This window comes from Larkinella sp. (assembly GCF_965227735.1).
GTDB lineage: Bacteria > Bacteroidota > Bacteroidia > Cytophagales > Spirosomataceae > Larkinella.
Map to the genome: position 1 here is coordinate 286,374 of NZ_OZ245776.1, position 13,860 is coordinate 300,233.

Sequence of the window (13,860 nt, forward strand, 5' to 3'; positions counted from 1 at the left end):
CCACCCAAGGAGTTCTAAAAACCAGCGATTTTTCATATGCACGATCACCGCGCGACACCCGCCAGGTTTTCAAAACCTGGTGGGTGTACTCCTCCAATTGCCCGGCAACGACTTTCTATTACATCAGTAAGGTGCGCCCAATCAATCATGAATCTGAAAAAGAGGACGCTGAAGAATATCGGATTGCAACTGGGCTTCGCTTGGTACCCAGTGATCGTCCCGGTTTCGCAGGTTCTGGGCAATGGTAATCATCTCATTGCCCACCTTGCCCTGCTCCTGCAACGTCAACTGATCAAATTTTTGCTGCCGGATGGGTTCCCAGTAAAAAAGCTCGGTTTTATCGTCGTAAATGCCTAGAGGAACCTTTTTTTTCTTTGTAAACAGTTTCCGTAGTTCGGTATCAGCTTCAGCGTGGGTTTCACAAAGAATATGGTGGTATTGTTTTTTAAATAGATATAGAACTGAAAATCGTTTCATGCTGATGAAAGTTGGTGAGAAGTGGTTCGGCTGATGATCGAATCCAAAACCAATTGGGGATCATCTATCGCTTCCGGGTACTGGCTTCGTATGCTTTTGGGAAGGGGGTCAGCCGGTTGTGTCCCGGAAATGCTGACAGGAGGCTCAATTTTGGATAAATAGAATATGGCAGCCTCAATGCCGGTGTAGTATATATTGTAAATGTATTAACTAATTCGCAGATCGACAAGCAGTTCTTGAAAAGATTATAGTAAAAATATATAAAATTTTAACCAAGTAAATATAATTATTCTACTATATTTTTTATCCAGACAGCGGTACCGAGCCGATTGATTGCAACAGCAGAACTTCCGTCTGATGACTCCGAATTCCGTTTTGGGAACAGGTTCATCAGACGGAAGCGGTAATATTAGCGTCCGATAATTTTAACGAGGGTACCCTGTGCCACCTTGTCGTCGGGACGCAGGCTGTTGAGAACGCCCAGTTCTTCGACGCGATTGGCCGGCATTCCCAGCGCCCCCATCACTTCGCGAAACGAACCTGCACGGGACACCGTCCGAACCTGCACGCGTTCGGGTTTGCGGTTGATCTTTTCCTGATCGGTCAAAGCCCGGAAGTTCTCGGCCACCGGACGGAATGAACGGTAGGCCTTTTCAAAATCGCCGGCTGCCGACAGGCCATGCAGGGCATACACGGCGTTGTTGTACTGAATCAGCCAGGTACCGATTTGCAGGGCGGTTTTGGGGTCCTGCTGTTGCTGGGGTTGTCCCTGTTGCTGCTGGGGTTGTTGCTGCGAAATCAGTACGTAAGCGGGGTTGCCGTTGATGGTGGTACGGTTACTTTCAAGCACTTTTAAACCGAGTTCCTGCACCAGCGTCTGGGACGCTTCTTCCAGCGAATTCCCTTTGGCCAGCATCAGAATCATGGCTGATTTTCCATCTTTGGGAGCCATTTGAAATTGAGACGGCGAATTCTGGTGCTGCCAGCCCCGGGGTACCGGAAATTGAAACCGCAACTCCGGATGGTAGAACATGTCGTTCTCGACAAAACCTTGTTTGGGATCTTCTCCATAGAGAATGCCGTCAATCATCCGCAGATACCGTTCGCGCTCCACCTGATAGGTCGCTTTGTTCTGTGCCTGATAGGCCGTGGCCATCTCCTTCACTTTCCGGTTGCGGTCGGCTGGATCGGGGTGCGTCGACATAAAATCGGGCACCTGCTGCCCCGCATTGTCGGAAATACGCTTGATGGTGCTGAAAAAATTAGCCATCTGGTTGGCATCATATCCAATCTTACTCGAATATTCCACGCCAATTTTGTCCGATTCTGACTCGTGATCCCGGCTGTATTTCATCAAAAACAGGCCCAGACCCTGTTGCAATGCTTCCAGGTTCTGGCCCAGTTGCGGCACCAGAATGGCCCCACCGATCATGCCGATGGTTCCCAGCAACTGGGTAGTTTGCTGCCGGGCCGAGTGCCGGGCTGTGATGTGCCCGATTTCGTGCCCCAATACCCCGGCAAACTCCGCTTCGTTGTTGAAGTGAGCCATGATGCCCCGCGTGAAATATACGTAACCGCCCGGTACGGCAAAGGCGTTGACGACCGGCGAATCGACGATGTAAAATTGGTAAGGCAAATCGGGCCGGTGCGAAATTTTGGCCATCTCTTTGCCTTTCAGGTTGATGAAATCGGTCAGTTTTTTATCGTCGTAAAGCCCCATCGTGGAAACCACCGAGGGGTGGGATTCCTTACCGATAGCAATTTCCTGTTCCGTCGACATCAACGACAATTCGCGTTTTCCGGTTACCGGATTGCGGGAGCAGGCAGAAAATACAAACAGGGTACCGACGAGTACGAGGTTGGAAAATGTTTTGTTCATACCGATGGAGATGGTTTCTTTTCTTATTTTTGAGTTTTTCGGCCCTCCACCAAGGGTTAATCACCCTGAAGCAGAGGTTATTTCAACATGAACCAACAACGCCCCCCCTTTTGTTTTGGGATCGGGCCAATCTATTTTAAAAGGTAATTTTTCCGCATAAGTAACATATTAACATAAATTTTGCGGTGACGACGTATACACATGGCGCCTTTGGCTGACGTCGTTCGCTTAAAAACACCTGAATCATGAAATTCCTGTTCGCTAGTTTGATGTTGTGCCTTTTTTTTGTCGACGGTTTTGCACAGTCGAAGTCTGATAAAAAAAAGGCAAAGCAGCCTGTATCGGGCGGTTATACGATCACCGGCACCTTAAAAAATGCTGCCAATCGGAAAATCATTCTGACCGAAAACTCCTTTTACAAAACCAGGCAGCAGTCCGATACCACCACGGCGAATGCCAAAGGGCAATTTGCTTTCAAGGGCAAACTGGATGAGGCCACGTTTTTCAGCCTCAGCGTTGCGGGCAAAACCAGCCCTCAATACTTTTTTCTGGAAAACTCCCCCATCACCATCACCGGGAATGCCGATTCACTCTGGGCGGTCAATATCAGCGGCTCGAAGGAAGAAAATATCCGGCAGAAAATCCAGCAAATGATGATGGACACCGCCATTGGTAACCGCTACAAACGCGCCGAACTGAAGTACACCAATGCCCGGGCGGTCAATGATGTCAATGGGATGAAAGCTGCCATCAAAGATCGCGAGCAGGCCGTTGCGCAGGAACTGGTGCGGGTTAAAAACATCATTTCAACCTATTCGTCGTCCGCCGTCGGGGTGAATGTCCTCAGCGTGCTGATGAGTTTGGGCGATCTGGCCGGAGCCGATAGTCTGCTGACGATCATGGAATCGAAGGAAATTGGGAAAACCGCCCAGGCGAAATATTTCCGGCAGCAGATCGACGTCATGAGCCGATTGAACATCGGCAGGGTGGCCCCGGAATTTGCGCAAACCGACACGCTGGGCCAGGTGGTCAAACTTTCTTCTTTCAAAGGCAAATACGTCCTCGTCGACTTCTGGGCAAGCTGGTGCGGCCCCTGCCGCGAAGAAAACCCCAATCTGGTGGCCACCTACCAGGCGTTTAAGGATAAAAACTTCACGATTTTTTCCGTTTCCCTCGACAACAACCGCCAGAACTGGCTGAATGCCATTCGCAAAGACAACTTGACCTGGTCGCACGTGAGTGATTTGAAAGGCTGGAAAAATGAAGTGGCGCAGCAGTACGGCATCAACAGCGTTCCTGCCAACCTCCTGGTGGACCCCACCGGAAAAATCGTAGCCCGCAATTTACGGGGTGAAGACCTGAATAAGAAAATCAGGGAGTTGATTCAGTAACGGTTTACGGTTCACGGTTTACAGTTCACGGTTTACAGTTCACGGTTTACAGTTCACAGTTTACAGTTTACGGTTTACGGTTTACGGTTTACGGTTTACGGTTTACAGTGGCTGACGCATACATAAGCGCGCGTCAGCCACCGTAAACCGTAAACTGTAAACCGTAGAAATTACCGTTTCACCGGCAGGTAGATGTGGAAAGTTGTGCCTTTGTCCAGTTCACTTTCGGCCCGAATGATGCCGCCGTGGTTCTCCACAATTTTGCGGCACAGGGCCAGGCCAATACCGGTGCCACTGTAGGACTTGCGATGGTTCAGCCGTTGGAAAATTGTAAAAACCCGTTCAGCATAGGCCTGCTCGAAGCCAATTCCGTTGTCTGTAAACTGAATGTGGACGTAGTCAAAACCCGGATTTAATCCGCGTTCCCGAGCCAGGTCGGTCGGCCGGAAAGCCTGTGAAGCAATGACGATGCGAGGGTCCTTCACGGAGAATTTGAGGGAATTGCCCATCAAATTCGAAAAAAGCTGGATCAACTGCATCGGTATTCCCTCGATCACCGGTAGCCTGTCGCGTTGAATCGTGGCCCGTTTCTGTTGAATCAGTAACTCAAAATCGGTTTCGACATCTTCCAGAATCTGATTGAGGTCGGTTTCGACAAAGGGGTCGGCGTTGGTCGACAAACGGGAATAATTGAGAACGGATTTGATCAGTTCGGCCATGCGCTTCGCCGACGTACTGATTTTAGTCAGGTACTGACGCGCAGCTTCTTCGTCATTCAGATTAGCCTGGAGCAGTTCCGAAAACGATTGAATTTTGCGCAGCGGCTCCTGTAAATCGTGGCTGGCAATGTAGGCAAACTGTTCCAGTTCATGGTTGGTTTTGATCAACTCCTGGTTGCTCCGGTTCAGTTCCTGCGTTCGCTGTTGCACCATTTGCTCCAGTTCGCTCGCCAGCAAGCGAAACCGCTCCTTACTTTCTTCCAACGCCTTCTGCACCGCTAGCTCAGGGCGCAAATCCCGCATCACTGCCCCGATTGCCAGGGGCAGGCCCGTGTTCCGGTCGTCGACCCGCAGGCAGTTATTATACAGCGGAATGGTCTCCCCGGTTTTCACATTCCGGGCGGCAAACCGACCCGACCAGCGGCCCGTCCCCATGACTGACGGGATAATTTCGGCGGCCACGAATTCAAATTGCTCCGGCGTATGCAAATCCGAGATCGGAATCAGCGAAACATCCTGATCACAGTCGATGCCCAGCAGTTCTTTCCCGGCCTTATTGATGTATGAATTGGTGCCATCCAGTTCCAGAATGGACATCAGATCGACGCTGTTTTCAACCAGTGTCAACAATTTATGCTGTTCTTCCCGGCCCCGAACCTCCTCCGTGATGTCCTGCAAGGTTCCGTTAAACCGATAGGCTTTTCCCGACTCATCAAAAAACGCCTTGCCTTTCGCCTTGACAAACCGCTCCCCTTTATCAAGGCGGTTCACAATCGTATACTCAACGTCATACTGTCCCGGCGAACCCGGTTGCAGAGCTGCCTGTATGGCTTCGGCAACCTGCTGCCGGTCTTTGTCAGCGATGATATCCAGGGCCATCGACAAATCGATTTCGGCATCGGGAGCCAGCCCAAACCACGATTTTAGCCGGTCATTTCCCGTAAAGCGGTTTGTGGCTGGATTCAGGTCCCAGGTCCCTAATTCAGCCGCATCGATCGCAAACTGCAATTGATCTTTGCTTTCCTCCGCTCTTTTTAGGGTCACAATCTTCTCCGTTGTTTCCGTACAGGTGACAAAAACCCCGCCCACGGCACCCGATTCCACATTGACCGGGCTGTAACTAAAAGTCCAGTATACCTCTTCGATGCCGCCGTTCCGGTAAATGGGAAGCAGTTGGTCTTCGCGCCAGATGGCTTCACCACCACCCATCACCTGGTCGATCATCGGTTGGATCGACGACCAGATTTCCGGCCAGATTTCACCCCCCCGCTGTCCCAGAGCTGTAGGATGTTTGCCATTGACACCCAGGCTGGGCCGAAAGGCATCGTTATAAAAACCGATCAGTTCAGGCCCCCAGAACAGAAACATCGGAAACTTGGAATGCAGGATGATGCTCAGCGTCGTCCGCAGGCTTTGCGGCCAGTTTTCGATCGTACCCAATGGGGTTTTCGACCAGTTGAACGAATGGATCAACCGGCCCATCTCGCCCCCACGGGCGAGAAACTGGGAGGCAACAGGCAAGGTTTTAAGTTCCATGTAAAGCTCCTTCAAGCCATCGGCTGATTGAACAACAGTTTAGCCAAGCGGGTGGTCAGGGTTGAAATGAGGGGTGGTTTGGTCAAAAAATCGGTTGCTCCCAGGGCTTTGGTTTCGTGAATATCTTTGGGTTCCGACGACGTAGAATAAATGATGATGGGAATGTGTTCGATGCGGGCAATTTTCTTCAATTCCATCAAACACTGCTTTCCGTGCATCCGGGGCATGTTCAAATCCAGAAAAATGAACTGGGGCATAAACGCATCTTCCTCGCGGAGTTTTTGGATGGCTTCCCCACAATCGTCAGCCACCACACACGTCAGCGTTGGATCCACTTTTTTCAAAGCCAGCGTAAATAATTCCTGATCGTCTTCGTCATCGTCGATCAGAAAGCAAGTAACGGGTGAGTTCATTCCATAAACCAATTGAGTAATCTTGCGAAGATATTAAACTTATTGATGAAATGTGCAAAGGCCTTCATTTACCAAAAACTTTCTAACTTACTGCCCCAAATGATCCGATAACTCAAATTTCAGTTCCTAAAAGTCACGAAATCCTTCACTCACTAACCTCCAATTCAACAATGTACCTTCGTTCCCAAGAATGGTTTGGCCGCACCGGCAAAGACGGTTTTATCTACCGGGCCTGGATGAAAAACCAGGGATTTCCACACCATCTATTTGAAAGTAAGCCCGTTATCGGCATCTGCAATACGTTTTCGGAATTAACACCCTGCAACGCTCACTTCCGCGACCTGGCCGAAGCCGTCAAGCGGGGCGTGTGGGAAGCCGGTGGTTTTCCGCTCGAATTCCCCGTCATGTCGCTCGGCGAGTGCCAGATGAAACCGACCACCATGCTGTTCCGAAACCTCGCCAGCATGGACGTGGAAGAGTCGATCCGCGGCAATTCGATGGACGCCGTCGTGCTGCTGTGCGGTTGTGACAAAACCACGCCCTCGCTGGTGATGGGCGCCTGCAGCGTCGACATTCCCACCCTCGTGGTGTCCGGCGGACCGATGCTGGCCGGTAAATACAAAGGCCGCAACATCGGCACGTCGGACCTCTGGCGGTTTGCCGAAGCCAACAAAAAGGGTGAAATGTCGCAGGAAGAATTCGTGGCTGCCGAAGCCTGTATGGCCCGGAGCCAGGGTCACTGTGCTGTGATGGGAACGGCCTCCACGATGGCCGCGATGGTCGAGTCGCTGGGGCTGGCCTTGCCCGACAATGCTACGATTCCGGCGGCTGATTCGCGCCGGAAAGTGCTGGCCCACATGGCCGGGATGCGGGCCGTTGAGCTGGTGAAGCAAAACATCCGTCCGTCCGATATTCTCACCCGCCAGGCCTTCGAAAACGCAATCATGGTCAATGCGGCTCTGGGTGGATCAACCAATTTCATCATTCACCTGACGGCCATTGCCGGACGGATGGGTGTACCGCTGTCGATCGATGATTTTGACAAACTATCGGCCCAAATTCCATTGCTCGCCAATTTGCAGCCTTCCGGGGAACATTTCGTGGAGGATTTATTTTACGCCGGTGGCCTGCCCGCCATCATCAAGGAATTGCGGCAGTTTCTACACAATGACGCCATGACGATCAATGGCCGGACGCTGGGCGAGAACAGCCTGGCAGCCGAATGTTACAACCGGGATGTGATTGCGTCGGTGGCCGAACCGTTCAAACCGGAATCGGGCGTGGCCATTCTGAAAGGAAACCTGTGTCCGAACGGGGCGGTTTTGAAACCGTCGGCGGCTTCTCCCGAACTCATGCAGCACACGGGCCGGGCGGTGGTTTTCGAGAACATCGACGACTATAAAAAGCGCATCGATGACCCGGAACTGGACGTCGATCCGTCGTGTGTGCTGGTACTGAAAAACGTGGGACCGAAAGGCTATCCCGGTATGCCCGAAGTGGGCAACATGCAGCTTCCGGCCAAAATTCTGGCGCTGGGCGTTCACGACATGGTGCGAATTTCGGATGGTCGGATGAGCGGCACCGGTTTTGGAACGGTGGTTCTGCACGTTTCGCCGGAAGCGGCCATCGGCGGCAATCTGGCCCTGGTTCAGGATGGCGACCTGATTACGCTCGACGTTGAAAACCGCCTGCTGAATCTCCACGTCGATAATGAAGAACTGGCCCGGCGGCTGACCCATTTCAAACCCATCGACCTCGGCTACGAACGCGGCTACACCCGGATGTATATCCACCATGTTCTGCAAGCCCACGAAGGCGCCGACTTCGACTTCCTGCAAGGCGGTTCCGGGCCGGTGGTGAAGCGGGACTCGCACTGAGTTGTGAATCAGAGTTTATCAGAGGACATCAAAGTTTATCAGAGAAAATTGATTTAACGCGAACTATGAGATTATACCCTTGACTAACAGTTGTTTAAGTGCCAGAGGCACGTAATGTTAATAGTAAATCGGTATTTTAAGAACTCCAGGCGTGCCGGAGGTACGCAACTAAGCCTTTATCGCGTACCTCCGGCACGCCTGGAGTTCTTAAAATACCGATTTACTATTAACATCTGACCCCTCCGGGGTCAAGAATCTCATAGCTCACGTTAATTTAAACTCTGATTACCTCTGATGTCCTCTGATAAACCCTGATTAATAACTCAATTTTCAAACCCCCTCAGCCACTTTTTTCATTTTCTCCAACCCGGTTTTCGCCACCAGCAGTGCGTCCTGCGCGTAGTAGTTCTTGTTGAAGAGTTCGAGTGACAGCACGATCGTTTTGCCGGGCGTTTTCAGTTGCTTGAGCGTGTCACGAACCGGCCCAATGCCATCGCCCGGATACACGCGGTCGGCATCCACGATGGTTTCGCGGGGCGGATTCGCGGGGTAATCGTTCAGGTGGAAAACCTCGATGCCGGGTTTGCCCACCAACGGCAGGCTGGCAGGACTGGAACCGCCTTTATACAGGTGGTAAATATCCAGCAGCACCCGCGCCGACGGGTGTCCGCTCTCGACGGCGATAAACATCACCTCGCTCAGTTTATTCAGGTTTTTGGAACCGCCCCACAATTCCAGTTGCGGCACCACGCCCGTTTTATCACCCAGTTCCAGAATTGTCCGGTAGCGCTCGGCGGCTTTCCGCAGGTCCAGACCGGGTTGCTGGGTCGCTCCCATCGGCGGTGCTGCGGTGCGTTTGCAGCCAATCTGCGCCAGCAATTCCATTTCCTGCTTCAGTTGTTCCACGCCTTTGGTCCGGGTGGTTTCATCATCCACAATCCACTGCGCAAACCCGATGGCGTTTTCAACTTTGATTCCCAGATCACCCAGCAATTTGCGGACATCGGCGACAGTATGGGTTTTCAGGTATTCCTGAAAGGAGTTCATCCAGATTTCGACCGAGCGAAAACCGGCTTTCGAAGCCACTTCCAGTTCTTTCACAAAACCGAGATTTTGCCCCCGGATGGTGCTCATATTCAGCGCAAACGTAAACGGCGGGGGATCTTTTACCACTTCGGGTGAGGAATGGGCTAACAACGTTGAGGGTGACATAACGGCTCCACCAGTCGTGGCGGCTAAGGCAGCAAGGGTCTGACGACGGTTCATGAAAGGTTTGGGAATAAGAACGTTTTGGAGCGAAAAATACGGAATTCCTGAGATTAAACGGCCTCCCGCGTTAAGATTTCGAGCCGGATTTGTACTTTTTTGATTTTGAATGCAGAGCAGTCGCCCGGAATTTTCAGTTTTCAGGCTTGTCTATTGGCTCCCTTCTCCTATCTTTCATCCCGGATTACGACCCACGTCAATATGGAATGGATTCTCAGTTTTTGCCTGGGCATTGCCTTAAGTGCCTGTTGCGGTTTTCGGATTTTTGTTCCGATGCTTGTCTCCAGCCTGGCCGTCAAGATCGGCTGGATCGCCGTCACACCCGGTTTTGAATGGCTGGGTACCTGGACTGCGTTCTTTTTACTGGCGACTGCCACCCTCATTGAAATCGGGGCGTATTACATTCCGTGGCTCGACAATGCGCTGGATACGGTGGCAACGCCGGTTGCGTTCGTAGCCGGTGCCATCCTGACGACTTCATTTGTCGCCATCGACGAGCCGGTTTTGAAATGGGGATTGGGCATCATTGCGGGCGGAGGAACGGCGGGGCTGATTCAGGCCGGAACCAGTCTGCTGCGCATCGGTTCGACGGCCACGACCGGCGGTTTGGGCAATCCGGTGGTCGCCAGTGCCGAAAACGTCGCATCCTTCGGACTTTCATTTCTTGCGGTTTTTCTGCCGCTCCTGGCCGCTTTCGTGGTTCTGGCCATTTTCGTGTTCCTCATCCGCCTGATGCTCACCCGAAAAAGGCAGCCCCGCCAGCCAGTTTGAATTCCACAGGTTCAACGCCAGGCATTCCGCAGAAACCGCAGCCAGTTTTTGTAAAAGATGTTTTCAATATCGTCCTGAGCATAGCCGCGTGCGGCCAGTAATCCGGTCAATTTCTGCAAATCGGCGATGGTATCCAGGTCGGTAGGCGACTGTTCGGTGCCATACGTTCCATCCAGATCACTGCCGATGGCGATGTGCTGGCTGCTGCCGGTGAGCTGGCAAATGTGGTCGTAATGCTCGATGATGGTTTCGATGGTGATGCCAAAATCCGCCGGATTGCTGGTTCGCTGCGTAAAACCGGGTTTCATCATCCAGGCATCGAAGCACCCGCCGATCACCCCACCGCGTTCGGCCAACTGAAGAATCTGGTCGTCGGACAACTGGCGCTGGTGCGGAACGAGCGTCCGGCAGTTGTGGTGACTCGCCCAAACCGGGCCTTTGAAAATTGAAAGAGCTTCAGAAAAGCCTTCGTCGGTCAGGTGCGTTGCATCCAGAATCATGCCCAGCCGATCCATTTCCACCACCAGTTCGCGACCCAGGGGCGTCAGCGGACCGCTCAAACCGGTGCCGGGTGCATAACGACCCGTGCTGTAATGCGCTGGTCCCAGGGCTCTCAAGCCATAGGCGTAGGCTTTTTCCAGATACGACAAGTTTACCAGCGAATCGGCTCCTTCCAGACTCAGAATGTAGCCCACCGGTTTTTTCTCGTTCGGAATCGATGCATCGAGCCAGAGAGCAACGTGCTGATCGAGTCCGGCGCGGTCACGAATTTGAATCATCTCCCCCGCGTCCTGCATGGCTTCATACCACGCCCGCTGCGCCTGGGTCATGGCCCAGGCCTGGTGGGGCGAATTCCAGCCCGCGCCGGGCAGATTGCCGTTGCTCTGGTTAAACCGGGCGATTTGCGTGGCGACTACGAGGCCAATGTCACCCCGGCGGAGATCGGGCAGTGAAACCGTACCTCTGGCGCGGTCAATTTTATCGGTCATGCCCGCTTCCACGTCCCGGATTTCGTGGGCCGACAGCCGGTAATCGCGGTTCCATTCAATGGCATTCAGGGAAATATCCAGGTGGGCATCAATCAAAAACATGGCAGGTACTTTTCAGTAAAAAGGGGCAGAAACGGTTTTCTGCCCCAAGGTAAGCTTATTTTTCGCGGCTCCAAACTTCGCTGACCTTTCCGCCGGTCGAGCTTTGCCCCCGGTGATACCAGTCATTTCCCTTCAGTTCAGCCTCGAAGGGCAGGGAGCGGCCCACGCGGTTGTTGTCACGAGAGAAAAATTCCAGTTTTTCGGTGTATTTGCCGTTCACAGCGGTGTATGTCCCCCCTCCTGTTCCCATAAACTGTTTGGTTTCGGGATTGATGGCAGCCCACTGAAACCGGTTTCCGGTCAGGAGTTTCAGGGTTTTCCGGGCGGTGCGCGGGCGGGTTTTCAACTGTCCGTTGTCGTCAATATTGCCCGTTATGCGCCATAAACCGGCCATGGGGGTTTGGGCGGTCGGCGTGTCGGTGCGTTCGTAGGTATCGGTTCCGTCGTCGGTTTTCACAACCAGGCGGTTGTTTTTAAACGAATCGATGGTCAGCGTTTGGGTGGTTCCAACCTGTGTGCTGTCTTCGGTATTGAATTCGTAGGTGATTTTCAGTTGCTTGCCATCGGTTTGATACGTTCCGCCCTGCGCCCCCAGAAAGCGGCCGTTTTCGTGAAAGGCCCCCATCATATAGCCCTCCGAAAGTACAAAGTCGACCGTGGCACCACCACTATCGGTCAGCCGCCAGGAACCGGCCAGCGAGGGAACAGATTGGCGGGAAGCGGTGGCCATCCACAACACCAGCAAAAGAGCAAATACGGTTTTGATTTTCATGATTTGAAATGGTTAGGGATTTAGATAGGAACGCGGATGGGGCGAATTGAACGGATCAAAACTGATTTTATCAGTGCAAATCCATTCAATCCGCACAATCCGCGTTCCTATCCAGAGCGTTAATTTCAGGAAAACCGTCGATTATGGCAAGATAATTTTCAAAGCCTGAGACACTAATTGATAAACAGTCCTATTTTCCTCATAAATTACCATAGAATCGTAACATATCACTTTTTCAATGGTTACCTACGTACAAAACCTAAAAACCCCTCATCATGAAAACTCAGGAAAAAGCGGTTTCCATCAATCGGGCGGAAAATCGCTTTGAACTCGAAAATTATGGACAGCTCTCTTTTATCGCCTATACCCCGAAAGACGAAAAAACGCTGGTGCTGACGCATACGGAAGTACCCTCAAGGCAGGAAGGTGCTGGCTTGGGCTCCCAGTTGGTGGAAGGTACGCTGGAATACATCGACAAATTCAACTTAAAAATAATCCCATCCTGCTCATTTGTAGCCGCTTACATCAAAACTCATCCGGAATACAACCGCCTGATCAGCCAGGACTATCGGAAGAAAGTGTAAATCGCGCCCCGGGCATCTGTTTTTATGACCTTTTAGAATTCCGGTTTTCCGGAAGCGAAGCGGCTTTACGCAACTGCCGGGTGGTTTTGCGGGAGCCATCGTGACTCCAGCCCGGTGGGCCGAACACATACCGCATGGCCTGTCGAAAAGAACCTGATTTAGCCACATCCCGGCAAATGTCTATCCATTCGTGAAACGCAATCCGGACGGGGTTGTGGGTCTCGATATTTTTAGACAGCCCGTAGGTAGGTCGTTCCTCTTCCGGTTGAAACGTGCCGAAAAACCGGTCCCAGATGATCAGCACCCCGGCGTGATTTTTATCCAGGTATTTCAGATTCGAACCGTGGTGAACGCGGTGGTGCGAAGGCGTATTGAAAACCGCTTCGATGAAAGACGGAAACCGGTTAATGTATTCCGTATGAATCCAGAATTGGTATAACAGACTGATTGACTGCATGGTCAGCACTGCAACCGGATGAAAACCGAGCAGCGGCAACAAGATCCAGAAAACAAACGCCCCGCTCAGATTGCCCGTCCACGTTTGCCGGAGCGCCGTTCCTAAATTGTATTTCTGCGACGAGTGGTGTACCACGTGGGAAGCCCAGAAATACCGGCTGCTGTGGCTGATCCGGTGAAACCAGTAGTAACTGAAATCGTCGGCAAAAAATAACACGACCCACGCCCACCACCGGGTCATATCGACGGTAAAAAACCGGTATTCATACACCAGCGCATAGGCACCGTACACGATAACCTTACCCAGCAATCCGGTGATGACATTGCCAATGCCCATCGACAGACTGCTCAGTGTATCCCGGGTTTCATAATAGTCTTTCTGTTGAACCGCCGTGACCACGACTTCCGTCAGCAGCAGAAGGACAAACCCCGGAATGGCGAAATGAATCAGATCATCCATGCCTGTTACTTAAAACCAAGAAAGACGGATTCGGCTTTCCTCTAATCATTTCTGCAAATCCAGTGCCGGATTCGTAACAGACGAAACCGGCGCTCCACCCTCCCAACCGCCCGCATATCGCGTTTTTGCGCCGTTTAAACCGTTTTTTTTCGAAAAATGTAACTTTTA

The 13,860-nt window shown here is 52.0% G+C and carries 12 protein-coding genes; 4 read left to right on the plus strand and 8 right to left on the minus strand.

Annotation, left to right across the window (positions count from 1 at the left end):
- Nucleotides 1-141: 141 nt before the first annotated feature.
- Nucleotides 142-477: a hypothetical protein gene (locus ACO064_RS01200; protein ID WP_421825601.1), complete on the minus strand. Its 336-nt coding sequence runs from the start codon at nt 475-477 to the stop codon at nt 142-144.
- Nucleotides 478-886: 409 nt separating this feature from the next.
- Nucleotides 887-2,356: a M48 family metalloprotease gene (locus ACO064_RS01205; protein ID WP_421825602.1), complete on the minus strand. Its 1,470-nt coding sequence runs from the start codon at nt 2,354-2,356 to the stop codon at nt 887-889.
- 245 nt (nt 2,357-2,601) lie between these two features.
- Between ACO064_RS01205 and ACO064_RS01210 the strand changes: the two genes are divergently transcribed.
- Complete coding sequence (locus ACO064_RS01210; RefSeq protein WP_421825603.1) at nt 2,602-3,747, plus strand: redoxin domain-containing protein; 1,146 nt, start codon at nt 2,602-2,604, stop codon at nt 3,745-3,747.
- Nucleotides 3,748-3,917: 170 nt separating this feature from the next.
- Here ACO064_RS01210 and ACO064_RS01215 read toward each other — a convergent pair whose 3' ends face one another.
- Together ACO064_RS01215 and ACO064_RS01220 are read right to left on the minus strand one after the other, a co-directional pair.
- Entirely contained in the window at nt 3,918-6,002 is a 2,085-nt protein-coding gene (locus ACO064_RS01215; RefSeq protein WP_421825604.1) for an ATP-binding protein, read from the minus strand.
- An 11-nt stretch (nt 6,003-6,013) separates the two neighbouring features.
- On the minus strand, nt 6,014-6,415 hold the full coding sequence (locus ACO064_RS01220) for a response regulator (protein WP_114409469.1): 402 nt from the start codon (nt 6,413-6,415) through the stop codon (nt 6,014-6,016).
- A gap of 170 nt (nt 6,416-6,585) precedes the next feature.
- Here ACO064_RS01220 and ACO064_RS01225 point away from each other — a divergent pair, with 170 nt between their 5' ends.
- Nucleotides 6,586-8,292 carry an IlvD/Edd family dehydratase gene (locus tag ACO064_RS01225; protein WP_421825605.1) on the plus strand — a complete coding sequence of 569 codons (1,707 nt, stop codon included), beginning with the start codon at nt 6,586-6,588 and terminating at the stop codon, nt 8,290-8,292.
- 330 nt (nt 8,293-8,622) lie between these two features.
- On the opposite strand, the gene ACO064_RS01230 is transcribed toward ACO064_RS01225, so the two are convergent.
- The gene (locus ACO064_RS01230; protein WP_421825606.1) at nt 8,623-9,558 is read right to left on the minus strand and encodes a sugar phosphate isomerase/epimerase family protein; all 936 of its coding nucleotides are present in this window, start codon (nt 9,556-9,558) and stop codon (nt 8,623-8,625) included.
- Between the two features lie 201 nt (nt 9,559-9,759).
- Between ACO064_RS01230 and ACO064_RS01235 the strand changes: the two genes are divergently transcribed.
- Nucleotides 9,760-10,329, plus strand: coding sequence for a DUF4126 domain-containing protein (locus ACO064_RS01235; RefSeq protein WP_421825607.1), 570 nt, complete (start codon nt 9,760-9,762; stop codon nt 10,327-10,329).
- Nucleotides 10,330-10,340: 11 nt separating this feature from the next.
- Here ACO064_RS01235 and ACO064_RS01240 read toward each other — a convergent pair whose 3' ends face one another.
- Nucleotides 10,341-11,420 (minus strand): dipeptidase, encoded by a 1,080-nt coding sequence (locus ACO064_RS01240; protein ID WP_421825608.1) that lies wholly within the window; start codon nt 11,418-11,420, stop codon nt 10,341-10,343.
- A 55-nt stretch (nt 11,421-11,475) separates the two neighbouring features.
- Complete coding sequence (locus ACO064_RS01245; protein ID WP_421825609.1) at nt 11,476-12,192, minus strand: membrane or secreted protein; 717 nt, start codon at nt 12,190-12,192, stop codon at nt 11,476-11,478.
- A 275-nt stretch (nt 12,193-12,467) separates the two neighbouring features.
- Between ACO064_RS01245 and ACO064_RS01250 the strand changes: the two genes are divergently transcribed.
- Nucleotides 12,468-12,776 carry a GNAT family N-acetyltransferase gene (locus ACO064_RS01250; RefSeq protein ID WP_421825610.1) on the plus strand — a complete coding sequence of 103 codons (309 nt, stop codon included), beginning with the start codon at nt 12,468-12,470 and terminating at the stop codon, nt 12,774-12,776.
- A gap of 22 nt (nt 12,777-12,798) precedes the next feature.
- Here ACO064_RS01250 and ACO064_RS01255 read toward each other — a convergent pair whose 3' ends face one another.
- The gene (locus tag ACO064_RS01255; protein ID WP_421825611.1) at nt 12,799-13,692 is read right to left on the minus strand and encodes a sterol desaturase family protein; all 894 of its coding nucleotides are present in this window, start codon (nt 13,690-13,692) and stop codon (nt 12,799-12,801) included.
- Nucleotides 13,693-13,860 lie beyond the last annotated feature (168 nt).